This is a genomic window from Collinsella sp. OM06-18AC (assembly GCF_003438785.1).
In the GTDB taxonomy this organism is placed as follows: domain Bacteria; phylum Actinomycetota; class Coriobacteriia; order Coriobacteriales; family Coriobacteriaceae; genus Collinsella.
Genome location: NZ_QSTX01000001.1, coordinates 291,061 through 313,984, shown reverse-complemented (window position 1 = coordinate 313,984; position 22,924 = coordinate 291,061). Strand labels below are relative to the sequence as shown.

Annotated in this window: 15 protein-coding genes; 3 read left to right on the top strand and 12 right to left on the bottom strand. The window is 61.3% G+C overall.

The genetic code is table 11. The features are described 5' to 3' along the window. Window positions 1-80: 80 nt before the first annotated feature. Window positions 81-764, bottom strand: coding sequence for a hemolysin III family protein (locus DXB86_RS01370; protein ID WP_199409686.1), 684 nt, complete (start codon window positions 762-764; stop codon window positions 81-83). A 186-nt stretch (window positions 765-950) separates the two neighbouring features. On the opposite strand from DXB86_RS01370, the gene DXB86_RS01365 reads away from it, so the two are divergent. Beyond that, window positions 951-1,916 (top strand): alpha/beta hydrolase, encoded by a 966-nt coding sequence (locus DXB86_RS01365; RefSeq protein WP_117735881.1) that lies wholly within the window; start codon window positions 951-953, stop codon window positions 1,914-1,916. Between the two features lie 131 nt (window positions 1,917-2,047). Here the strand turns inward: DXB86_RS01365 and DXB86_RS01360 are convergent, their stop codons facing one another. The 6 genes from DXB86_RS01360 to DXB86_RS01335 form a co-directional block, all read right to left on the bottom strand. Then, on the bottom strand, window positions 2,048-3,253 hold the full coding sequence (locus DXB86_RS01360; protein ID WP_117735880.1) for a DUF362 domain-containing protein: 1,206 nt from the start codon (window positions 3,251-3,253) through the stop codon (window positions 2,048-2,050). Window positions 3,254-3,471: 218 nt separating this feature from the next. Next, a complete protein-coding gene (locus DXB86_RS01355) occupies window positions 3,472-6,138 on the bottom strand; it encodes an ABC transporter permease (RefSeq protein WP_117735879.1) in 2,667 nt (888 codons plus the stop codon). Between the two features lie 8 nt (window positions 6,139-6,146). Further along, the gene (locus DXB86_RS01350; RefSeq protein ID WP_117735878.1) at window positions 6,147-6,860 is read right to left on the bottom strand and encodes an ABC transporter ATP-binding protein; all 714 of its coding nucleotides are present in this window, start codon (window positions 6,858-6,860) and stop codon (window positions 6,147-6,149) included. 339 nt (window positions 6,861-7,199) lie between these two features. Then, window positions 7,200-8,405, bottom strand: a complete 1,206-nt coding sequence (locus DXB86_RS01345; RefSeq protein WP_117735877.1) for an ABC transporter permease — start codon at window positions 8,403-8,405, stop codon at window positions 7,200-7,202. Continuing rightward, window positions 8,392-9,579 carry an ABC transporter permease gene (locus tag DXB86_RS01340; RefSeq protein ID WP_117735876.1) on the bottom strand — a complete coding sequence of 396 codons (1,188 nt, stop codon included), beginning with the start codon at window positions 9,577-9,579 and terminating at the stop codon, window positions 8,392-8,394. Before DXB86_RS01340 ends, DXB86_RS01345 begins: the two co-directional genes overlap by 14 nt. 9 nt (window positions 9,580-9,588) lie before the next feature. Continuing rightward, window positions 9,589-10,527, bottom strand: coding sequence for an ABC transporter ATP-binding protein (locus tag DXB86_RS01335; protein WP_117735875.1), 939 nt, complete (start codon window positions 10,525-10,527; stop codon window positions 9,589-9,591). A gap of 198 nt (window positions 10,528-10,725) precedes the next feature. Here DXB86_RS01335 and DXB86_RS01330 point away from each other — a divergent pair, with 198 nt between their 5' ends. Together DXB86_RS01330 and DXB86_RS01325 are read left to right on the top strand one after the other, a co-directional pair. Continuing rightward, on the top strand, window positions 10,726-11,871 hold the full coding sequence (locus DXB86_RS01330) for a sensor histidine kinase (protein WP_147330807.1): 1,146 nt from the start codon (window positions 10,726-10,728) through the stop codon (window positions 11,869-11,871). Then, complete coding sequence (locus DXB86_RS01325; protein WP_117564064.1) at window positions 11,868-12,497, top strand: response regulator transcription factor; 630 nt, start codon at window positions 11,868-11,870, stop codon at window positions 12,495-12,497. Before DXB86_RS01330 ends, DXB86_RS01325 begins: the two co-directional genes overlap by 4 nt. A 607-nt stretch (window positions 12,498-13,104) precedes the next feature. Here DXB86_RS01325 and DXB86_RS01320 read toward each other — a convergent pair. The 5 genes from DXB86_RS01320 to DXB86_RS01300 form a co-directional block, all read right to left on the bottom strand. Continuing rightward, window positions 13,105-19,674 (bottom strand): Spy0128 family protein, encoded by a 6,570-nt coding sequence (locus DXB86_RS01320; RefSeq protein WP_117735873.1) that lies wholly within the window; start codon window positions 19,672-19,674, stop codon window positions 13,105-13,107. Between the two features lie 465 nt (window positions 19,675-20,139). Next, window positions 20,140-20,481 (bottom strand): 4Fe-4S dicluster domain-containing protein, encoded by a 342-nt coding sequence (locus tag DXB86_RS01315; protein WP_117735872.1) that lies wholly within the window; start codon window positions 20,479-20,481, stop codon window positions 20,140-20,142. Between the two features lie 7 nt (window positions 20,482-20,488). Further along, entirely contained in the window at window positions 20,489-21,577 is a 1,089-nt protein-coding gene (locus tag DXB86_RS01310) for a nickel-dependent hydrogenase large subunit (RefSeq protein ID WP_117735871.1), read from the bottom strand. Between the two features lie 5 nt (window positions 21,578-21,582). Continuing rightward, window positions 21,583-22,302 (bottom strand): NADH-quinone oxidoreductase subunit C, encoded by a 720-nt coding sequence (locus tag DXB86_RS09945; RefSeq protein ID WP_158555251.1) that lies wholly within the window; start codon window positions 22,300-22,302, stop codon window positions 21,583-21,585. Continuing rightward, a complete protein-coding gene (locus DXB86_RS01300; RefSeq protein WP_117630032.1) occupies window positions 22,302-22,919 on the bottom strand; it encodes an NADH-quinone oxidoreductase subunit B family protein in 618 nt (205 codons plus the stop codon). The genes DXB86_RS09945 and DXB86_RS01300 overlap by 1 nt, the downstream gene beginning before the upstream one ends. Between the last annotated feature and the right edge of the window lie 5 nt (window positions 22,920-22,924).

Here is a 22,924-nt window from a genome sequence, read left to right as displayed (position 1 = left end):
TAGGTAGTAAGCGTAGGTGACGGATAGGGCAGTTGCGCCCGGCGGCCGCTCGGATGGGCCCGCGGGCACAGACGCGATCGCTAGATTACGAAGAGGATCACCGCCATGAACTGGAAGATACTGCCGGCGAGTACCCACAAGTGGAAAACACTGTGCAGATAGCGCACGTTTTTGGCGATATAGAACGGCACGCCCACGGTATAGCACACGCCGCCGACGGCGAGCAGGGCAAGCGCGACGGGGTTCAGCAGTGCCACAAGCGCGGGCAGCTTAAAGACAACGAGCCAGCCCATCAGCAGGTAGACCAGGCCACTTACCCAGTGCGGTTGACGCTCGCGCAAAAAGCACTCGAGGGCAATCCCGACGATGGCGATGGCCCACACAGCAAAGAACAGCATAGGGCCGCCGTCGTTTGCGAGCGTGATGAGGCAAAACGGCGTATAGCTGCCGGCAATAAGCAGGTAGATGCAGCTGTGGTCGATGATACGAAACACGCGCTTGGCGCGCGCGGGCTGAATCGCGTGATAGAGCGTGGAGGCCAAGTATTCGAGGATGATACTGACGCCATAGACAATCGCCGCGGCCATGTGGGCCGGGCCTCCGCCGCGCAGGGCAGCGAATACGATCAGGAGCACCAGGCCCGCGATACCCAGCAGGCAGCCGACACCATGGGTGACGGAGTTCATGATCTCCTCACCCACCGTGTAGTGTGGAACGGCCGCGGTCTTGGGTCGCGGCTTAGAACTGTCGCTCGAATCGGACATGCCGGTTACATCCTCCAACGTAAAGAGTTCTCAACACTATATCAAAGCGTCTGGGTGCGTGCGAAATTTGCACCATACGTGACCCTTTGTTTACCCATTCTTTGCCTGTTGACGCATCAACGGTGAACGTCCATAATGCGCTTGCATTAAATGTTGATGTATTAACATCTTATAGGAAAGCTTCTTATGTCTCAAAACGCACGTTCCCATCGAAAGCTCAAGATAGCCGGCGTCGTTGCGCTGGTGCTCGTTGTCGCGCTGTTGGGGTTTGCCGGCAACTTCTTGTTCGACTTTGCCCTGAATCCCCAAGCGCCCTACACCATGAAGATGATGCAGGACAGCAAAGACAACAAAAAAGATGAGCAGCCGGATGCCGAGGACACCGAGGCGCGGGCATGGTTTAAGGAAAACCGCAAGAGCAGCAGCCTCACCGCAGATGACGGAACCGAGCTCGCCGCTTGGTATTTCGCCGCCTCGGAGAACACCCACGATTACGCCGTCTGCCTGCATGGATATACCAACGAGCCCGTCGGCATGGCCCGATACGTCAAGCGCTTCCACGACCGCGGCATGAACGTGCTCGCACCCGCCGCCCGCGCCCACGAGCGCTCCGGCGGCGACTATATCGGCATGGGCTGGCCCGAGCGGCTCGACGTCGTCGCATGGATCGGGCGAATCGTTCAGGCCGACCCCGAGGCACGCATCCTGGTCTTTGGTGAGTCGATGGGTGCGGCAACCGCTATGAACGTCGCGGGGGAATCTCTGCCCGCAAATGTGAAATGCATTATCGAGGACTGCGGCTACACGAGCGTCTGGGACGAGTTTTCTCTGCAGCTCAAGGACGTGTTCGGCCTGCCCAGCTTTCCCTTGCTCGATGTAGCAAACTTGGTGTGCAACGTGCGCGCGGGCTACGACTTCCATAAGGCAAGCAGCGTGGATCAACTCAAACGTGCAACAGTTCCCATGCTTTTTATCCACGGTGACCAAGACACCTTTGTACCGTACAGCATGCTCGACCAAAACTACGACGCGTGCGCCAGCAAGGTTAAACAGAAGCTCACTATCCACGGCGCCACCCACGCCAAGAGCGCGCAAGTTGACCCCGAGCTCTACTGGAACACGGTCGACGACTTCCTCGACAAGAATTTTTAAGCAAATAGTACGGTTTACTGGTCTATCTGGCCCCTAGCACTTCCAAAAAGCCGCCCGTGGGCGCTGTGCTCACGGGCGGTTTTTACTAACGTTGCGCTACAAAAGCGCTTGATATGTCCAATAGCTAGGCGCTATTTGACCTCGATGAGCTCGTACTCGCTCGTGCCCAGGCCGATCTTCTCGGCATGCGCGATGCACGCGCGCCAGTCGGTGTCGGGATGCGTGATGCAGAAGGGATCCTTGGCCTGCTCGCCCTCCAAATGCTCGTGGTTATGCTCCATCTTGGCCGCGCTGTCGGTGAGCACGGTGTTAGGCAACGGCTCGGATGCCAGGACGGCGTCGGCGCAGGCCTGGTCGATGGCGACCGGATCGAAGCTCGCAAACATGCCAATGTCGTTGACGATGGGCGTGTCGTTCTCGGCATGGCAATCGCAGTTGGGGCTGATGTCCATGGCGAGCGAGATATGAAAGCTCGGGCGGCCGTCGACGATAGCCTTGGTGTACTCGGCGATCTTGCAGTTGAGCACGTCGGCGGCGGCGTCATAGTCGGGATTGATGGCATCCTGGTTGCACACGCCGATGCAGCGGCCGCAGCCCAGGCAGCGGTCGTGGTCGATGGCGGCCACGTGCACCTCGACGGTCTTGCCGCTCGCAAGCTCGCGCTCGCGGGTGCCATCGAACGAGATGGCGTTGTGCGCGCAGATCTTTTCGCAGGCACGGCAGCCAACGCAGTGCTCGGTCGCGACGCTCGGCTTGCCAGCGGCGTGCTGCTCCATCTTGCCGGCACGGCTGCCGCCGCCCATGCCCAGGTTCTTCATGGCGCCGCCAAAACCGGCCTGCTCATGGCCCTTAAAGTGCGTGAGGCTGATCACGATATCGGCATCCATGAGCGCCTGACCGATCTTTGCCTCGCGCACGTACTCACCGCCCTCGACCGGGACGAGCGCCTCGTCGGTACCCTTGAGGCCGTCAGCGATGATGATCTGGCAACCCGTGGCATACGGGGTAAAGCCATTCTGGTAGGCGGTGTCGATGTGCTCGAGCGCATTTTTGCGGCTACCCACATAGAGCGTGTTGCAGTCGGTAAGGAAGGGCTTGCCGCCCAGCTCCTTCACGACATCCGCGACGGCGCGGGCGTAGTTGGGGCGCAAAAAGCTCAGGTTGCCCAGCTCGCCAAAGTGAATCTTGATGGCGACAAACTTGTTCTCGAAGTCGATCTGCTCGATACCGGCGCGGCGAATGAGGCGCTTGAGTTTGTCGAGCTGGCTCTCGCGAGCATGCGTGCGCAGGTTGGTGAAGTACACCTTTGCCGGTGCTGCGGGTGCAGTTGCGGTCATATATCTATCCCCTCGGTCTATATGGCGTTACAGACATAAGAGGATGGTACCCGTTGAAGTAGGGTCGAAGTCAAGCGCAACACCGAGTCGTTAGGCACTCATTGGGGACAGACTTAAATGAGTACCGCCAGAGACAGTCCTTGCCAGCCCGGCCAGCGAGCCGGCGAATCGTCAAAGACTGTCCCCGATGACCAGTCATTTAAGAACGTCCCCGATGACTACTCTTGCACCTTGAGGGCCTCGGCTAGGCTGACGCGCTTGATAGAGCGCGTGTGCAGCAGCGCCACGACCAGGTAGGTCGCAAAGCCAATGCCGACGCATGCAGCCATGGACCAAGCGGGCACGTAGATCTCGATATTGCCGTTGTAGGCGAGCAGCATCGAGCGGAAGATGGCCGTGAGCGAGCCAATAATGACCGGCAGGCTCAGCACGAGTGACACCGCCACGCACAGCGTGATCGAGCGGATGTACAGATGCGAGATCTCGCTATCGCGATAGCCAAAGACTTTCATGTAGCTGATCGAACGGGCGCTGTGGTCGATCACCGCCTTGGTCAGCAGGTACATAAACAGCAGGAAGATAAACACCGCGAGCCCGACCATCATGCCGATCATTTTGCTCATCATGCCGATAAACTGGTCGCCCACGGCGCGCATGTCGTCGGGCGTGGTGTCGCCGGCAAAGTAGCGCGCGTCGAGGTCGAGCTTCTCGTTGCTCACATAGCCGTTGAAGTAGGCGGCATCGTTGTCGAACAGCTCGTTAAAGTCATCGATGCTCATATAGATATTCATGTCCGACTTTGAGCCCCAGGAGCAGCCCTTGCCCGCGTACTCAAGGGAATAATCCCGAGCCTCGTACTTGTCGCGAAGCTCGACCTTCTGGCCCTCGCTCCAGCCAAACTTGTCGAGCAGGCCGCCGCCAAAGACGACGTGTCCGTCGCCGATGTTGAGGCCCTTCCAGTAGCGCGAATCGGGCGAGATGCCGTAGACGGAAATCGTCTCCTCGCCATTACCATCGCCGCGGTCGTATTGCAGCTGGTAGACGGCATATTTCTCGGCCTGCGCGATTGCGCCCGCGCCGTTGTCGGTCGAATTGACCGGGTGGATATCGTCGTTGTCAGTGTCGATCTTAGAGGCCTTGTCGATCAGGTCGATAGCCTCGTCGCGGTTGCAGCCGAGGGCATCGGCAAGGTCATCGAGGCGCGCATAAAGCGCATCTTTCTTGTCCTGGACCTTGGCGAGCGCGTCCTGCGCCGCGGCCAGGGTCTCGGCAGACGGAACGCTGGTCGCGGCATCGGCTGCCGCCTGCGCCGCATCGGCCGCGTCATCGAGCTCGTCGCTGGCATCCTGAGCGGCGGAGAGCAGCGCACCATCCACCGACTGCAAGCGCTCGAGCGCCGCCCACTGCCCGCGCTCCTCGGCAGTACCCTCAAGCTCTAGCGGAGCCTTGAGCGTGTACTGGTGCTCGGCGACCAGGCTTGTCTCGAGGTTGTCGGCGTAATGCGTCATCGTGGGCAGAATCGCCAGGCCAAAGAGCAGCAGCAGCGAGGCAAACGCAATGCCCACGAAGAGCGTGGCGAAGTTGCCCAGGTTGCGCAGGAAGATGCGCAGGCGAAAGCGCGAGACAAAGCCCATGCGCTCCGGCGGCTGCAGGCCGCGCTTGGTGCCCGATTTGCCGCTCGCCTCGTGACGAAGGAACTGCAACGGCGTCTTGCCCATCTTGCGAAGCAGGCCCACCAGCGTGATGAGGATGAGCGCGGCAGCGGGAACCACGGCGCACTTCACAAAAATCTCCCAGCTCCAGTACACCTGGAAGGGAGGCAGGCTGTACGAACCGTAATAGAGGCCGCGCATGGGCTCGGTAAAGAACGCGACGCCGAGCGCGGTGCCCAAAAGCGCCGCGACCACGCCCACGATGGCGGGAAGTGCCAGGTAGTGCAGCACGATCTCGCGGCGGCGATAGCCGCTGGCGAGCAGTGTGCCAATGATGGCGCTCTCCTCCTCGATGGTGGCGTCGGTGAGCACCACAAAGACAAACGCCATGATCACGATGATAATGTCGAGCAACGTCATCCACATCATGGAGTCGCCGTCCACGTCGTCGCGCGCGTAGCCAATACCCTGGTTGGAATCGGCGTCGATAAGATCGTCGACGCGCGCATCGGCATCCACCAGTGCCTCGACCATATCCTGCTCGGCATCGGTGCGCTCGGCGGTGGAGAGGTCGCGGTCGTTAAAGGTAAAGGAGTAGGTGTAGGCGGGCGCGCCACCGGCGTCCTCGAGCGCGGCAAAACCGGCATCGCTGACCTCGGCGACGCCATAGGTAATGGTGTTCACCGTAAAATCCGAATTGTTGAGGAACAGCGCCTGGCTATCGGGCTGCGTCATGATGCCGCAGATGGTGTAGGTGCGCCCCTCGAGCTCGACCTTATCACCCACGGCGAGGTCGTTGTTGGTAGCAAAGACACGGTCGATTGCCACCTCATCGTCCGTCTTGGGCTGCCTGCCTTCGCAGTAGGACGCAATGTCAACCTTGGTGCGATGCGCGTAGGTGCGCATGGTGCGCTTGGTGCCGTCGTCGCCAGCCGCCTTTTTGATGATGGCGTCGATGGAGAAATTCTTGTAGAACGTAGCGCCGCCGACGTCCTCAGCCGCGTCTTCGGCAGCCTTGAGCTGTTCGTCGGTGGCCTCGAAAGAAGTGGTCACGCGGCCGTCCTCGATCGTGTACGCATCGCGCATGTCGTCGATAAGGCAGCCGATGGAATGCGCCGCGAGCAAAAAGCCCGAGGTGAGAGCGATGCTTCCGCACATAAGCAAAAAGATGCCCAGGTACTTGCCGATATTGCGGCGCAGCTCGCGCGGGAGACGTTTTGCGAGAGGTGTCATGGCGCCGCCTACCAATCGAGCTCGGCGGCCGCAACGGGCGACTCGTTGAGCTCATCCTCGACGATGCGCCCGTCGCGCAGGCGCAGCACGCGATTGGCCATGCGCGCGATGGCGGCATTGTGGGTGACAATGATGATGGTGCAGCCGTAGGTGCGGTTGACATCCTCCATGAGCTGCAAGATTTCCTTGGACGTCTTGTAGTCAAGCGCGCCCGTGGGCTCGTCGCACAGCAGCAGGCCCGGATTTTTGACGAGTGCGCGGCCGATGGCGCAGCGCTGCTGCTGGCCGCCCGAGACCTGACGCGGGAACTTGTTGCGATGTTCGTAGAGGCCCAGCGAGCGCAGAAGATCGTCGACATTGAGCGGGTTTTTGGACAGGTGTGCTGTGACCTCGATGTTCTCCTTGATGGTGAGATCGGGCACCAGGTTGTAGAACTGGAAGACAAAGCCCAGCTCACGGCGTCGGTATTCGCCCAAGTCGATAGGCTTGAGCACGGTGAGGTCGCAGCCGTCCACCATGATAGAGCCGCCGTCGGCATCCTCCAGGCCGCCGATCAGGTTGAGAAAGGTCGACTTGCCCGAGCCGGAGGGCCCCAGCATGACGCAGATCTCGCCGCGGTTGATAGACGTGTTGATGCCGTCGAGCACCGTCAGGCGTGCATCTCCATCGCCGTAGTGCTTTTTGAGATCCTTAACCTGGACGTAGGCTTTCTGCGTTGCCATGGTATCCCCCATTGTTAGCCTGTTGCTACTTTTATAGGGTAATAGTAAACCGGGGCGAACTATTTTTGGGCGAGAGTGGGGATTTGTTTCAAGACTAGTCGTTTGGGGACGTACTTAAATGAACACAGCTAGGGACACTCTTTCGCCACCCGACACTTGGGGACTGTCCCTAACTGCCGGCAGGAAAGGAACGTCCCCAAAGGCCGGCATATTGGGACAGTCCTTGCCAGCCCGGTCGGCGAGCCGGCGAATCGGCAAAGACTGTCCCCCATGGCTAGTCGTTTAAGAACGTCCCCAATGACTAGGTGGCAAGGAGCGTCCCGGAGTGCCGGGCCGTGGCTAGGCACGGGATTTGTTGTGGGCGAGGGCTAGGCCTACGGCGGCGATGGCGGCGGCAAAGAGCACGGTGACGCCCAGGTCGCAGGCGATGTCGCCCAGCACGGCAGGCATCAGGTCCGAGGCAAGTGCCTTGCCAATCGCGTCGTTCACCCAATATGTCGGCACAAAATGCGCCGCGGTCTGCACGGCCGAACCCATGAGCGACAGCGGCATCCAGGCGCCGCCCAAAAACGTCATGAGCATGCCGAGTAAGTTGCCCACGCCGTTGAGCAGCTCCTCGCGCGCGCCCAAGCTCGACAGCGTAAAGCCAACGGCCAGCGGCGTGCACGCCAGGGCAAACGTTGCCGCCAGCGCTAGGCACACGCGATCCACGCCAACCTCGGCAACCGCTCCGGCAAAGCCCACGACGCCCATCATGCTCGACACAAACCAGATGCAGACGGTCATCACGGCGGCGGCCGCAAACACGGCAAGCGAGCGCTGACGCCCGGAGACCGGGCTGGCCTCCATGCGGCGCACGCGCTCGGGCTCGTTCATGCCCGAGAACACCAATCCCACCGACACGATGACCGACGAGATGATCGCGTACGCACCAAAGTTAAAGTACGACTCGAGCGTGGCAGCAGCAGTCGAGTCGACCTTGACCTGCTCGATCTGGACCTCGGCGCGCTTTGCGGCCGCGTGCTCGGCGGCCCTTGCGACGTCACCGTTGGAGGCAGCGGGCTCAAGCGCCGCCGCAGCGCCCGCGAGCGAGATCCAGCGCGAGGCCTCGGCAGACGAAAGCGCTGCCGCCATGGTGCCGGCACCGTAGGTCACATCGAGCTTTGGCAGGGCCTCCCCCGCACGGGCGGCTGCAACAAGATCGTCCTCGAACCCCTCCGGGATAAAGAACACGCAATCGGCGCTGCCCTTGGCGCTGTTGCTCTTGGAGAGCGCGTCCGCAAGGTCGTACGTGTCGTCGCCGACGCCCGTGACCAGGTCAAAGCGCGAACCCAGGTGCTTGGTAAGCGCCCGCGAAAGATCGCTGTCGTCGCGGTCGACCACGATCACGTTGGTGTCGTAGGGCTTGTACTCGGTAAGCTGCGACGAGTTCCAGCTCACCGAGGCCGCGATGAACACGCCCATGAGCGAAATGAACACCGTATAGATGAGCAGGTAGAACGGGTGCGCGAGCGCCATGCGAAGCGCAGTCTTAAAGGTGCTCATAGCGGCTCCTTCCAAAGATCAGCGTAGCGGCGGCGACAAACACCAGGGCCATCAGGACGAGCGCGCCGGCGCGAACGGCAAAGGGGCCCAGGTCCTCAAAGAAATACAGGCGGTTGAACATGTCACAGATGAGCTTGACGGGGTTGAACCAGCACTCGGCCGGGCAGGCGCGGGCGACGTCGTCGGCAAGCGCCATCGCCGGCTCGCCGTAGAGGCCGGCGAACAGGGCGCACGTGGTAGCAAAGCCCGTGAGGATGCCCGATTTGGACGCCTTGCCGCCCTTAACGGGGAGCGTCCCCACAAAGAGCCCCAGGCCCGTGGCGGCAAGCGCGGATACGGCGCCGCCCACCAGGCACAGCCCCTCGCGCCCGCCAAAGTCGATGCCGACCACCAGGCGCACGTAGCCGATCGCGATCGCCATCGAGGCAAAGGAAACCAGCCACGAGCCGACAAAGATGCCGGCCAGCGAGGCCGTCTTGGAAAGGCCGCCCACGCAGCGACGTGCACCAAGGCCGGACAGATTGGGCTGCAGGTCGACGACGCTCAACGCGGCAAACTCGGCAGACATCATCGCGACCAGGCCAAAGAGCGCGTAATAGTAGACGGTCGTTCCGTCGGGCGTGGTGCGCGTAAGGCTCACGCGGCGGGTGCCGCCCTTAAGCGACAGGGCGCGCGCAACCGCCTCGGGGTCGGCGAGCGCCGCCGGGTTGTCCTTGGCAATCTGGGACATGAGCTCGGCATTTTGCGTATACGAGCTCGCCACCGTCTCCAGGATGCTGCGATCGGTGAGCACCGACGAGGCGCGCGAGCCGTCATAGCTCGAGAGCAGCGTGAGTTTGGGCGTGCCCGCAGCGTCGACCGTATAGATGCCCGCGACCTCGCCGGACTTGAGCGCTTTGCGCGCGGCAGCCAAGTCTTCGTACTCGCTCACATCGAGCAGTTGATCGTCGCCCTCCTCGGCAAGCGAGGTCGCCACGTCCTTAAAGGACGAAGCGCCCCAGGCTTCGTCAGCGACAACGGCTACCGGCACCGGGTCGATCTTGCCGTCGGAGCTGAGGTTCGCAAACATAAACATGAACATCGTTGAAAGCGCAATGGGAAAGATCGCGCCCCAGACCCATGTACTCGGTCGACGCAATAGCGTCTTGAGCGTGGTGATGATGGTGTTGAACATGGCCGCCCCCTAGTCGCGCAGCTCGCGGCCGGTGATCTCGAGGAACACGTCGTTGAGGGTCGGTGGCTCGCTCCACACGCGGCCGAGTGCCACGTCGGCGGCGCGCAGCGTGTCGAGGATGTCCACCAGGTTGTGCGGGCTCGCCTCGCAGGTGCAGACGAGCTCGCCGCCGGAAAGCTCAACGCTGAGCACGTGCTCGAGGGCGCGCAGCCGCTCGACCGTGGCGGGCTCGACGGCGCCGACCTCGACAGTCACGCGCTCGCCCATCTGGATCATGCGCTTGAGCTCGTCGTTGGTGCCCTGTGCCAGCACGCGCCCGCCGTCCATGATCATGATGCGGCTGCAGATCTGCTCGACTTCCTCCATGTAATGGCTGGTATACACCACCGTGGCGCCCTCGTCGCGCAGGCGGCAGATGCCCTCCAGGATGGCGTTGCGGCTCTGCGGGTCGACCGCCACCGTGGGCTCGTCAAAAAAGATGAGCTCGGGCTTGTGTGCGATGCCGCAGGCAATGTTGAGGCGGCGCGCCAGGCCACCCGAGAGCTTGCCGGGGCGGAACTTGGTAAAGTCGCCCAGGCCGACAAAGTCGATCGCCTCGTCCACGAGCGCGCGGCGGCGCTTGCGGTCGCTGACGTAGAGGCTGCAAAAATAGTCGATGTTCTCGCGCACCGTGAGCTCGTCGAATACCGCCACCTGCTGCGGCACCACGCCTATGCGGCGCTTGAGGTCGTAGCGGGCGGGTGTCATGGGCTCGCCGAACAGCTCGATGGTGCCCTTGTCGTAGGCAAGCAGCTGCAGGATACAGTTGATGGACGTGGTCTTGCCCGAGCCGTTGGGACCCAGCAGGCCAAAGATCTCGCCGGGGGCGATGCTCAGGTTAAAGTGGTCGAGCGCGATAAGATCGTCGTAGCGCTTGACGAGGTTTTCGACGTGGACGATGTCTGTCATGAGGCGGCCCTTCCGTTGATTGCGGCCCGGTACGATTGCATCATCGCAGGAACCGCCGGCGCGCGCCAGTGAGCTTTGTCACGAGTGCGGGGCTTGGGCGCGTGGCCTGCTGACGCGACCGCCCCGCCGCGTGGGAGGAATGTCACGCTTGCTCTGAGTGGCGCCTCCCCCGTGCGCGGCATCGCGTACAATACCCGTATGAACAGGCTATTCGACAAATCGATCGTGCTGGCGTGCTGCATCGCAGCCGCCACGGGCCTTGCTGTGGATGCTCGCCTGGTCGCGGCGTTTTGCCTTGGCGTTATTGCCACCTCGCTGGCTGAGCTCGCGCAGGGGAAAAGCGCCCGGCGCGCGAGCGAGACCGCGAGCTGCGCTTACATCATCGCGGCCGTTTTCGTGCCGCCGTTTGTGCCGTTTGCGCCTCTCGCCCTCTATGACATCGCGCGGCGGGCGCGCCGTGAGCACGCCTGGGCCGCGCTGGGCATTGGCGCCACCTTTGTCTTTGCGCTCGTCGCGGACCTTCGCACCGACGCGCTCACCGCCCGAACGCTCCTGCTGACCGCCATCCTTTCGGTCGCCGCCACGTTGCTGTCGCTGCGCACCGCGCAGCTGGAGCGCGAACAGGAACGCATGCGTCGCACCCGCGACAAGCTGCAAGAACGCGCCCTGGCACTCGAGGCACGCAACCGCGACCTCGCCGACCGCCAGGACTACGAAGTCGAGCTCGCGACGCTCGCCGAACGCGCCCGCATCGCGCGCGAAATCCACGATAACGTGGGCCACCAGCTCACGCGCGCTTCGCTTCAAACCGAAGCCCTGCGCGTGGTCCATGCCAACGAGCCCGGCGTTGCCGCCGATTTCGCCGACGTCAAATACACCGTTGACGAGGCGCTCCAGCTCGTGCGCGCCAGCGTCCACGCGCTCAACGACAATGCAACCAACCTCTCCGTGCAGCTCGAACGCATCGTTGAAGGCGCACGCTCGGACAGCGGTCCGCAGATTGAGCTTGAGGTTTTGACCGAGCATGCGCCCGCCAACGTCGCCAACTGCTTTGCGGCGGTGCTGCGCGAGGCGCTTTCCAACGCCATGCGCCACGCCCATGCCAAAACCATTACCGTGCGGTGCATGGAGCATCCGTCGTTTTACCAGCTCATCGTTACCGATGATGGCGCAGACGCGACCCCGGCGAGCAGCAGCAACGTCGCAGAAGGCATGGGGCTCGTCTCCATGCGCGAGCGCGTCGAGGCGCTTGGCGGAACCTTCACCGCCGGCCTGCGCGCCGGCGCCCCCGGCTGGCGCGTGTTTGCCACCGTCCCCAAACAGCAAGGAGATGACGCCCGATGAGGCTCATAGTTGTCGACGACGACCGCTTGGTAGTCGATTCGCTCAAGATTATCCTGGGCGCCCAGCCGCAGATCGAAGTGGTGGGCACCGGAGCCGACGGCAACGACGCGGTGGCACTCTACGCCGAGCACGCGCCCGATATCGCGCTGCTCGACATTCAGATGCCGGGGCGCGACGGCCTTTCGGCGGCGCGCGAAATCCTTGAGCGCGACCCTTCGGCGCGCGTGGTGTTTCTGACGACATTCTCGGATGACGAGTACATTGTGTCGGCGCTCAAACTGGGCGCCCGCGGCTACCTGATTAAAACCGATGTCGCCGTCATTCCTCCGGCGTTGGCGCAAGTCATGGACGGCAAACGCGTGCTCGAGGGTAAGGCGATCGAAGATATCAACTTTGATGGGACGGGCGTCGATGCCGGCACGACCCGCCGGCCCGCGGCCTTCGCCAGCCTAACCGACCGCGAGTTCGAAGTCGCCGAGCTCATCGCCCGCGGCCTCGACAACAAGGAGATTGCCGCCACCGCCTATATGGGCGAAGGCACCGTACGCAACCACATCAGCTCGATCCTGGCAAAGATGGGCCTGCGCAACCGCACGCAGATCGCCATCGCCTACCTGCGAGGGTAGTTGCCCGACGATCAACCGCTCCGGCATAGCAAAATGGCTGCCACCGATTTAATGCCATTTCAAAACTATGCCGGTTTCCGGGGCTGAGTCACGAGTCCCCAACCATGCCGATATTCGTGAAAATAAAACCGCAGGTAGACGAGCCGTCATTTTGCAGAAAACGCGGGTATGGATGGGAGTCCTGAGTTTAGCCCCGAAAACGGCATAGTTTTGTTTGAACGGTCCTGCGCGAACGCACCCACCAGCCGCGTGGGGCCAAAAATGATCCGTTTTCCTCCGTCCCCGGGGGATCATTTGGCGGCGCCAACCACGAAATCGGCCCATCTACTACGTTTGACTCGATACCCCCGACCATACCCCTGTTTTCCAGAAAACCGCAGGCGTTCTACCTGCGGTTTTGTTTTCGCGTTTTTTGGCATGGTTGGGGGTAAGGGGATAAACGTAGTAGATGGGCCGATTTCGTGGCGGCCCTTCCTCCCCTGCGCACAAAAGTGCCGCCACGGAGAAGGGAGACGTCTCCGTGGCGGCTGGGGGTGGGGGGTGGGGCTATGTTCTGGCTCCCCGCCGGCCGCCCGGGGCCTTTTGGCCCCGGGCGCTGCCAGCGTGCCTAGCGCTTACGGATACCCCAGACCAGGGCTCCGACGCCGGCCATGGCAATAACAAATGCCATGAGCAGTGCAGCGGCCTGCTGGTCACCCGTGGTGGGCAGGAAACCCTTGACCGTCTTGACGATGTTCGTCACGGTCTTGGGCATGCCGGGATCGGGCGTCGGCACGGGCGTCTCGGGCTTCTTGTACGTGTTGTTGAACACGATACCCTCGACGCTCTTGTCGCCCTTGGTAAAGGCGACGTTCGCCTTGAGGTTGCCCTCGCCGTCGTCGACCACGTTGACGGTCGCGGTAAAGACGGACTTGTCATAGGTCATACCGGCCTCGTCGCCTTTGACCTCGCTGATGGTGTAGACGTACGTACCAGGCTCGTCGTACTCGAACTTGTCGAAGTTGATCTTGCCGTCGGCATCGTTGGTGACGGTGGACTCGATGTCCTCGCCAACGAGCTTAAAGCTAAACTCGTCCTTCTTGAGCTCGCGTCCCTCGAGCACCTTGATGGCGCCGATGGAGACCTGCGTGGGCATGGCGTGATACTTGTTGGTAAAGCCAGCCGACTCGGTGGTTCCCTCGAGCTTGTGCGTCGCGGTCAGCGTGCCGTCGCCATTGTCGGAGACGGTGGTCACGACGGTGTAGGTCGTACCGTCATAGGTGACGCCCTTGTACAGGCCGAGCGCGTTGGGGCAAGCCTCGCGCAGCATGTATGTGTGCGTGCCGGGCGCCTCGTAGTGGATCGGGCTCAGTGTAACGTTACCGTTAACGTCGTTGGTGCCACTAGCGACAGTCACGCCGTCCTCGAGCAGCTCAAACGTGAACTCGCCAGCTGCAAGGTCGCGTCCGGTCAGACGCTTGACCGTCTTGACCTGATCGGTCACGGACGAATCGGTAGGCGTCACGCTGTAGGTGTTGGTGAACGTGAAGGCCGCACCGTCGCCGCCGTCGCGCTTGACGATCAGATGTCCAGCACCGTCATCGGTCACGGTGTAGGAAACCTTGCGCGTGGCGTTGGCGTCGTTGATCACGCCAGGGGCGCTACCGGACTCGGTCACCGTGTAGGTAAAGGTGTGCGAGCGCGGGGCGGTGGGGGCTGCGGGCTCGGACTCGTCGCTGGGCTCGTCGGCGTTGGCATCAGCGTCGGCGTCGGCCTCTTCAGCCTCTGCCTCGTCGGCCTCAGCCTCGTCAGCTTCGTCTGCCTCGGCCTTATCGGTCGCATCGTCCGTCACGCCCAGGGCGCGGTTGAGGTCCTCGAGCGTAAAGTGGATCTTGCCAAAGTCCACGTTGCCGGCCGCGTCGTTGGTTGCGGTCGTGCGCTCGGGCATCGGGGCACCCGCCTCATCGGCGGCCACGGTAAAGGTAAACTTACCCGTGATGTCGGCCGGGGTCAGGCCCTCGGCAGCCTGGAGCTTCTTGGTGCCGGCAAGCGCGGCGTCAACGGCATCGGCGCCGTAGACGTTCTCGAACAAGGGCTCGATGCCACCGTAGTCGACCGTTGCCGTCAGGGTACCGTCACCGTTATCGACGACGATAACCTTAAAGCCAAAGTACCACGTTGTAGCAGAAACGCCGTTCGGCAGCCCGTGTATAGCTTCGTAGGCCGTGTAGTTAATGGTCCAAGCAAGCTTACCGTCCTTGTCGGTACGATGGGCAAGCCCGGCAGACTCAAGATCGGCAAGCATCTTGGTGTCGTAGTGCAGCGCATCAAAGCTCACGTGCCCACCGATATTGGGCTTGAGATTTTCATAACCCACAAGCTCACCCTGATAGGCGATACCGAACCAGAACTCGCCGTCAACCATCGGGCGACCGGTCAGGGTCTTGGCGGCAACGACCTGAGCAGCGGTGCCACCAGGCGTGTTGGTCGTAGCGCTATAGCTGTTGACGAACGGGACCACGGCGCTCTCGACCGCGGCCGCGCCGGTCTTGTACTCGGTCACCAGCGTGCCCTCGGAACCGCCGGAGACGGTCGTCGTGGCGGTGAGCGTGCCGGCGGTGTCGTCGGCGATGGCGATCGTCACGGTGCGGACAGCGTCGTCGTAGGTGTAACCCGGCTGGCCGTCATTCTTCTCGGCAACGGTGTATGTAAAGGTCTTGCCGGCATCAGCCTGCGTAAATTTGACCTCATGGCCCGCCAGAATGTCAATCTGGCCGACTGTTCCCTCTATCGTTGCGGGGGACTCATAGTTGTTGGCCCCGGGCAGCAGGCCAAGTGCGCTAGCCGAATCATCGTCGGCGGGCGTCACGGTAAAGGTGAACTGGCCCTCGGTCATGGGGCGTCCGTAGAGGGTCTTGCTGAGCTTGAGGCCGCCGGCCGCGGCGTAATCGAGCTCAGTGCGGTACGTGTTGGTAAAGCGTCCGTTTTCCTTCTTAGTGACGTTGGCGGTCAGGGTGCCATCGCTGTCCTCGGTCACGGTCACTTCGGCGGTTGCGACATGCGCGTCATACGTCATGCCGACCGTGCTGCCCGCGTTCTCGCGAATCTCGTACTTATAGGTTCCGGCAGCGGCGTAGTGGATCTTGCCGAACTTGATGGCGGCGATGCCGTCCTTCGCGTCCCTCTTGCTCACGGTTACGGTTGCGGGATCGGGCAGCGGGGTGCCTTCGGGGGCGGTGATGGTAAAGCTGAACTCGTCCCCATCCGTCCAGTCGCGACCGTCAATAGCCTTGCTCAGGCCAAAGTCGAGCTCGGTCTCGAGCGGGGTCACGCTGTAGGTGTTCTTGAAGATCGCAGCCTCAGCATTCTTCAGAACATGCTGGGCGCTGAGCGTGCCGTCGCCGTTATCGGTGATGGTCGTCTCGATGGCGAACTTGGCGTCACTGTAGGTAATGCCCTTGCTGGTGGTTCCGCCCTTGACCTCGCGCAGCGTGTAAGCGTGCGTTCCGGCCTTGTCGTACTTCACGGCGCTCATCGTGATCTTGCCATCGGCGGCGTTCTTGCCGGTGGCGACGACCTTGGCGTCCTTGTCCCCGCCCTCGACGAGCTCGAAGGAGAACTCGCCCTCAGCCATGTCGCGGCCGGTCAGGACCTTGGTCGCGGCGATCTTGTCGGTGACGCTGAACTCGTCAGGATTCGGCTTGTAGCTGTTGTTGAACTTCGCCTCGTTGGCGCCCTGCAGCTCATGCTTGACCGTGAGCTTACCATTGCCGTCATCGGTAACGGTAGTCACGATGGTGTAGGTCGTGCTGTCGTAGGTAATGCCGTTGCCTTCGGCGCCCTTGGCTTCGCGCAGGATATAGGTGTGCTTGCCGGCGGCGGTGTAGGAGATCTTGCCCATCGTAATCTTGCCATCGGCGTCGTTAGCGCCGGTGGCGACGACCTCGCCGTCCTCGACGAGCTCGAAGGAGAACTCGTCGGCCTTGAGGTTGCGTCCGTCCAGAACCTTGGTCGCGGTGATCTGATCGGTGACACTGGAGTTATTCGGAGTAACGCTGTAAGCATTCTCGAAGATAGCCTTCTCGACGTCCTGCAGCTCATGCTTAACCGTGAGCTTGCCATTGCCATCATCGGTGACGGTGGTCACGATGGTGTAGGCCGCGGTGCTGTAAGTAATGCCGTTTTCGGTGGTGCCGGCCTTGGTCTCGCGCAGCATGTAGGTGTGCTCGCCAGCCGCAGTGTAGGTGATCTTGTCCATCGTGATCTTGCCGTCGGCCGCATTGGTGCCCCTGGCGACGACATCGTTACCCTCGACGAGCTCGAAGGAGAACTCGCCTTTCTTGAGGTCGCGGCCGGTCAGGGTCTTGGTCGCGGTGATCTGGTCGGTGACGCTGGACTTATTCGGGGCAGTGTTGTACTTGTTCTCAAAGCGCGCCGTCTCGGGGCCCTCGAGCGTATGGGTCACCTTAAGCGTGCCGTCGCCGTTGTCGATGACGCTCGTCTTGATGGTGTAGTTCGTCTTATCGTACGTGATCCCGTTGCTCAGCCCCGCCTCGTTGGGGAGCTTCTCGCGCAGCGTGTAGGTGTGGGTGCCGGGCTTGTCGTAAGTGATCTTGTCCATGGCAATCGTGCCGTCGGCAGCGTTAGTGCCCTTGGCGACGACCTTGTTACCCTCGAGGAGCTCGAAGGAGAACTCGCCCTCAGTCATGTCGCGCCCGGTCAGGACCTTGGTCGCGGTGATCTGGTCCTCGACAGGCTTCACGCTATAGGTGTTCTTGAACTCGGTCTCGCCCGAGATCTTTTCAACGTCAGCCTTAAGCCCACCCGTGGCATTAACCGCCACGGTCACCTTGAACGTGGCAACGTTCTTGCTGTAGGTAATGCCACCGGCGTCGCCCTTGACCTCGCGGACCTCATAGGTGTACTCGCCCGGCTCGGCATAAGTAATCTTGCCAAAGTTAATGGCTGCCTTGCCCTTGTCGAGATCGGCATTGGTCACAGTTACGGTCGCGGGGTCGGGCATCGGGGCATTGTTGTCGGACGTCGCGGAGAGCTCAAACTCAAACGCATCCGTATCCGCCCACTTGCGGCCCTCGAGCACCTTGGTCAGACCAAAGTCAGTCTTGGTATCAACCGTTGTCGGCTTGGTTGCAAGGCTAAAGATAATCTTGCCGTTGTTGCCCAGGTGCGAATGCACGTGCGTGGAAGTCGCAACAGAGGAAAGGTCATTCCACCTGGGGTTAAGCACGTCGCGCGCGGTCTCGGTCTTGTTGCCGTTCGCCTCCACATCGTCCTTGGTGGTATGCAGCTGGTCGATATAGGCCAAGCGCGCGGTTCCCTTATTAAAGGACCAATAGCCGTCATCTTTGACCAGAGCGCCGTCGTAGCTGGCGATCTCGTGCCCCTCAAACTCCACAACGGCATAGTCGTCCTTCGGCTTGCCGTTTGCGCCCATCGCCACAAACTCGTCCTTGTAGTAATAGACGTCGTTGCCCTGCGGCTTTACCGTCGCGCGCTGGGTGCATTCCTTGTCCGTGTAGATAGGCGTGATTTTTTGGAAGTAATAGTAGCTGTTGGTATCGGCGGGCTCAAACTCGGCGACAACATCGCCCAGCTCGCCGCCCGACCACTTGTTGGCCAGGAAGTAGACCGTCTGGTTGTCGGCACCCTTATGTTTCTCGATATACTTCTTGAGTCCGTCATCGGGCGTAAACAGGTTGTTACGCGCGGCGTCCTTGACGCTCGAGGTGTATTTAATCTGAATAGGCTTGATGTCATTGAGCGACGTGCGCTCAAAGATCCCGTTTTCCATGTCCACGTGATAGCGGATCAGCGGAATCAGTGATGCGGGAATCTTGACCGTCACGATATCGCCCTGCTGCGCATTGGCAGAGCGCTCGACGGTGATGACCAGGTCCTTGGCCACGCCCGAAAACTCGTACGTGTCCGTATTGCCCTTGGTTGTCTTGGTCACTTCATCAAAGGGGACGCCATTAATCTGAGCGCTGACAAACGTATCGACCTGCATAAAGTCGCCCAGCTCATCACTAAAGGTGATGTAGCCGGACTTGCTCTCGTCGTAACCATCCTCGATCTGAGTGGGAGAGCCCTTGCCCGAGGTGATAGAGCTCGAGATATCATCAAACACCTTCTTGAGCTCATCGGCGTTCGACGCAGCCTTGTAGAAATCGGAATTCTCCGTGCGCTTACCAAGCTCATTGGTTGTGTAGGACGTGGCGTTTGGATAGTTGCTCGACACGGCGTGCATGAACTTGTTTTCGTTGCTCGTCCAGTAGTTCGTAGGATCGGCAGCGGGATTCGCACCATTAAAGATGCCGATCGTATAAATGTCGGCACCTTTATTCTTGAGACTCTTGGCGCTTTTGACGGCGCTATCGGCAACACTTGCTTGGAATCCACTAGAACTCGTAGGTGAACCATCAGCGAAGAAGACAACGATCTTCTTGGCGTCGGCGCGACCAGACGAAAATACCCCATCAGCCAGCTGTAAGCCATAGTCGGCGCGCGTGGCGCCATTAGGACTGATGGAGTTGACCGTACTCTTAAGGCTCGTCGCGTCATCGCCCGTGCAGGGCGTCAGCTTCTTCATGGTCTGCGAGTAGTTGTACCTATACCCCGACTCCCAATACGTGTCGTTGCCGACCCAATCAGCCCTACTTCCCGCAAACTTTACGATGGCAACCTGATGCTGCTTGGAAGCATCGATCTTTGCATTCTGCTCGGCAATGGCGTCGATAAAGGAACTGGCAGCGTTCTTAAGTGCGGTGATGCGTTTGGTCTGATCGTTGCCGCCCATGCTCTCATCCATCGACCCGGAGGCATCAAGCACCATCACGATATCGAGCGGTTTAGTGACCAGCGACGTTGTGTCAGAAGTCGAAGACATCGTGGAGAGCGTTGTCACAAAGTCGGACTTTTCGTCCTCTGCGGGCTCGACCGTCTTGTCCGTCCAGATTCGGCCTACATAACGTGTCGTCTGGTCCTGCTCGCCGCCCGACGCCCAGTATTGCCAGCGGCCGGTAGTGTCGGGGTCGACTATCTTTTTGCTCGCCGTCGGTCCGTCCATTCCGGTGCTGGACCTGGCGTTGGCCTCGGGCAGCATGGCAAATGCTGCAGCCGGCAACACCAACACTACGGCCAGTATCACCGCCAAGAGACCCCTCGTGTACTTACTCATCGCGTCTCCCTTCTCGCGGTCTCAGACCTTGCATCAGCCTAAAGTTACGGAATGAGACACAATTAGGGCAGGTGACACACGTTCCAGATTTGGTTTTGAGCGTGAGACAAATGTCTCACCAAAGTTGAGACACGGCGTTTTCGCAGGAAAACGGGTGCGATTCGGAGCCATCAGGCCAAAATGATCCGTTTTCCTCCGTCCACGGGAGATCAAGGGCTGTTACGGATTGGCGACATTTCAAAACTATGCCGGTTTACTACGATAAAAATGAGATCCCCGACCACGCGTGACGTTTTCGCAAAACTGCAAGTCGTCTACCTGCGGTTTTGATTTTGCCAAATGCGGTGTGGTTGGGGGTAGACGATTCATCGTAGTAAACCGGCATAGTTTTGTTCGCGGCGGCCCAACCGCACGTTCACGCGCGGGGCCGGTGGGGAATTCTTGCCCCACCGGCCCGTCTACGCGTTATTCCAGCTTGGTTTCTACCGTGGGAGTCTTATCCGCCGCAACTGGGGTACGGGCGGTGTCCATAGTCAGGCAGTGCTTGGGGCAGCTTTCGATGCACTCGCCGCACACCACGCAAGCATACGGGTCGATCGTCCACGTTCCGCCCTTGCGATCGACCGCGAGCGCGCCCGCCGGGCAGCGACGCGCGCACATGCCGCAGCAGATGCACACGTCCATGTCGTTGACGATATGCCCGCGCAAGCGCTCGGGCGCCGTCAGCTTCTCCTGCGGATAGCACACCGTTACCGGCTGCTTGACCATAGAACCCAAGGCCGTCTTGGCAAATGTCAGTAAACTCATGCCGCGCCTACCTTTCCGTGCAGCTAATGCAGGGGTCGATGGTCAGGATAATCATGGGCACGTTGGCAAGGAGCACGCCCTGCAGCGCATGTGTCAGACCCGCCAGGTTCTGCGACGTCGGCGTGCGCACGCGAAAACGGTCCAGGTTCTTGGTGCCGTTGCCGCGTACATAGTAGTACGCCTCGCCGCGCGGCTGTTCAATCACAACCTCGCCGCGCGCGCCGTCGGCCGGCGTAAGCTTGGTGCGCCCGCCGATGCCGTCGTGTGGAATCTTACCGACAAGCTCCTTGATGATATCCATGGCCTGCGTGACCTCGGCGCAACGCACCTGGCAGCGGGCATAGCAGTCGCCGTCGGTCGCCACGATGGGTTCAAACGCGGCCAGATCCGCATAGGCGCCGTCGCCAAACATGCGCACGTCGTAGTCCACGCCCGAGGCGCGCCCAAACGGGCCGACCATCGACAGATCCAGCGCGTCCTTCTTGCTGATCACGCCCACGCCATGCAGGCGCTCGCCACAGCTGACGTCGTCCAAAAACGTATGCACCAGGGCCTCGTAGTCGGGACGCATGGCATCGAGCGTCTGGACAATGCCAGCCAGCTCGGAGTCCTCAATGTCGTGCTTTAGGCCGCCGATCTCGTTAATCGAAAGGATCACGCGGCCACCGCACGTGCTCTCGAAGATCTTGAGAATCTGCTCGCGCAGGGTCCACGACCGATAGAACAGCGCCTCGAAGCCAAAGGCATCGGCGAGCAGGCCCAGCCACAGCAGGTGCGAGTGGATGCGCGAAAGCTCGTGCAAAATAGTGCGGATATACTGCACGCGGCCGGGCACCTCGATGTCGAGCATGCGCTCGCAGGCGCTGGCATAGCCGTAGCTGTGGCCCACGGCGCAAATGCCGCAGATGCGCTCGGCGATGTAGCCAAACTGGTGCATGTCGCGCTTTTCGGTGAGCTTCTCGAGTCCGCGGTGCACAAAGCCGATCTGCGGAATTGCCTCGATGACGCGGTCGTCCTCGATCACCAGGTCCAGATGAAGCGGCTCGGGCAGCACCGGGTGCTGCGGGCCAAACGGAATTACGGAGCGATGAGCCATGGACCTTACGCCTCCTTTTTCTGCTTGTCGCGGGCGGCCTTGGCGGCAAGCGCCGCACGGACCTTGGCCGCTTTCTCGGGATCCATGGCGGCGAGCTTTGCCTCCATCTCGGCGGCCTTGAGCGCGGCCTTCGCAGCGGCATCGTCATGCTGGGCATCGGAGCCGGCAGCAGCAGCGGGCTGAGCAGCGGCAGTGCCCGCAGCATCGCCGGCACCCGCGGCACCCTCCCCCGCAGCAGCCGCAGCCGCGGCGGCCTTCTCGGCCGCGGCCTTGCGCGCCTTGGCCTCGGCGGCCGCGCGGACTTTCATGGCCTTCTCGCGCGCAGCCTTCACCTCGGGCGTGATGACGCTCATGGGTTCGGCAGTCGAGACCTGGTAGAAAAAGCCCTTAAAGTCGATCTGCATGTCGGTGATGGCAAGACCAAACAGGTCGTGGACCTCATTTTCAAACGGGAACACCGCGGGGTAATACGAGCTGATGGACGGAATCTCCTGGTACTGGTCGATGCCCTCGACCACCAGGTTCTCGATCGCATAGCTGCCGTCCTGCACAATATGCTCCTGAGCAGCACGGACGTTGATAAACGTATAGACCAAGCGATACGAGCCGTCGTCGACGTTGCGCTCGGCATGCATTTGCACAAAGCGCGCGCCGACGCCCTTGAGCGCCTGGACATGCGACAGGAGCTTGTCGATCCCGACGGTGGTATAGATAGCCTTTTGCATTACTCGGCCTCCTTTGCAGCGGCGGGCGTCTCAGCAGGTGCGTCGCCAGCGGCGGGCGCAGCAGGCTTCCCGGCAGGCGCGTCACCGGCACCGTCAGTCCCGGCCCCCGCAGCCACAAACCCGTCCTCGCCCAGCTCAACGCCACCGTCCCAGGTAGCGGCACCGCCCACGGTGAGCGGATCGCCACCGGCGCGCAACACGGTCTCCTTCTGGTCCAGGATGCCGCACGCCTCCACGATGGCATCGATCACCGTCTCGGGGCGAATGGCGCACCCGGGCGCGTACACGTCCACGGGAATCGCGCGGTCCACGCCGCCGATCACGTTGTAGGCATCGCGGAATACGCCGCCCGAGCATGCGCAGATACCGCAGGCCACCACGCACTTGGGCTCGAGCATCTGGTTGTAAATCTGACGCACGACGGGCAGGTTCTGGGCATTGACCGACCCCGTCACCAAAAAGATATCCGCATGCTTGGGGTTGCCGGTGTTGACCACGCCAAAGCGCTCCGCATCGAACAGCGGCGTGAGCGAGGCCAGCACCTCGATATCGCATCCGTTGCAGCTCGAGCCGTCGTAATGAATAACCCACGGCGAGCGCGACATTTTATGATCCATGGATG

What these genes read in the sequence shown, in the direction of transcription:
- DXB86_RS01370 (WP_199409686.1), bottom strand. Translation starts at nt 764, where the DNA reads ATGTCCGATTCGAGCGACAGTTCTAAGCCGCGACCCAAGACCGCGGCC.
- DXB86_RS01365 (WP_117735881.1), top strand. Translation starts at nt 951, where the DNA reads ATGTCTCAAAACGCACGTTCCCATCGAAAGCTCAAGATAGCCGGCGTC.
- DXB86_RS01360 (WP_117735880.1), bottom strand. Translation starts at nt 3,253, where the DNA reads ATGACCGCAACTGCACCCGCAGCACCGGCAAAGGTGTACTTCACCAAC.
- DXB86_RS01355 (WP_117735879.1), bottom strand. Translation starts at nt 6,138, where the DNA reads ATGACACCTCTCGCAAAACGTCTCCCGCGCGAGCTGCGCCGCAATATC.
- DXB86_RS01350 (WP_117735878.1), bottom strand. Translation starts at nt 6,860, where the DNA reads ATGGCAACGCAGAAAGCCTACGTCCAGGTTAAGGATCTCAAAAAGCAC.
- DXB86_RS01345 (WP_117735877.1), bottom strand. Translation starts at nt 8,405, where the DNA reads ATGAGCACCTTTAAGACTGCGCTTCGCATGGCGCTCGCGCACCCGTTC.
- DXB86_RS01340 (WP_117735876.1), bottom strand. Translation starts at nt 9,579, where the DNA reads ATGTTCAACACCATCATCACCACGCTCAAGACGCTATTGCGTCGACCG.
- DXB86_RS01335 (WP_117735875.1), bottom strand. Translation starts at nt 10,527, where the DNA reads ATGACAGACATCGTCCACGTCGAAAACCTCGTCAAGCGCTACGACGAT.
- DXB86_RS01330 (WP_147330807.1), top strand. Translation starts at nt 10,726, where the DNA reads ATGAACAGGCTATTCGACAAATCGATCGTGCTGGCGTGCTGCATCGCA.
- DXB86_RS01325 (WP_117564064.1), top strand. Translation starts at nt 11,868, where the DNA reads ATGAGGCTCATAGTTGTCGACGACGACCGCTTGGTAGTCGATTCGCTC.
- DXB86_RS01320 (WP_117735873.1), bottom strand. Translation starts at nt 19,674, where the DNA reads ATGAGTAAGTACACGAGGGGTCTCTTGGCGGTGATACTGGCCGTAGTG.
- DXB86_RS01315 (WP_117735872.1), bottom strand. Translation starts at nt 20,481, where the DNA reads ATGAGTTTACTGACATTTGCCAAGACGGCCTTGGGTTCTATGGTCAAG.
- DXB86_RS01310 (WP_117735871.1), bottom strand. Translation starts at nt 21,577, where the DNA reads ATGGCTCATCGCTCCGTAATTCCGTTTGGCCCGCAGCACCCGGTGCTG.
- DXB86_RS09945 (WP_158555251.1), bottom strand. Translation starts at nt 22,302, where the DNA reads ATGCAAAAGGCTATCTATACCACCGTCGGGATCGACAAGCTCCTGTCG.
- DXB86_RS01300 (WP_117630032.1), bottom strand. Translation starts at nt 22,919, where the DNA reads ATGGATCATAAAATGTCGCGCTCGCCGTGGGTTATTCATTACGACGGC.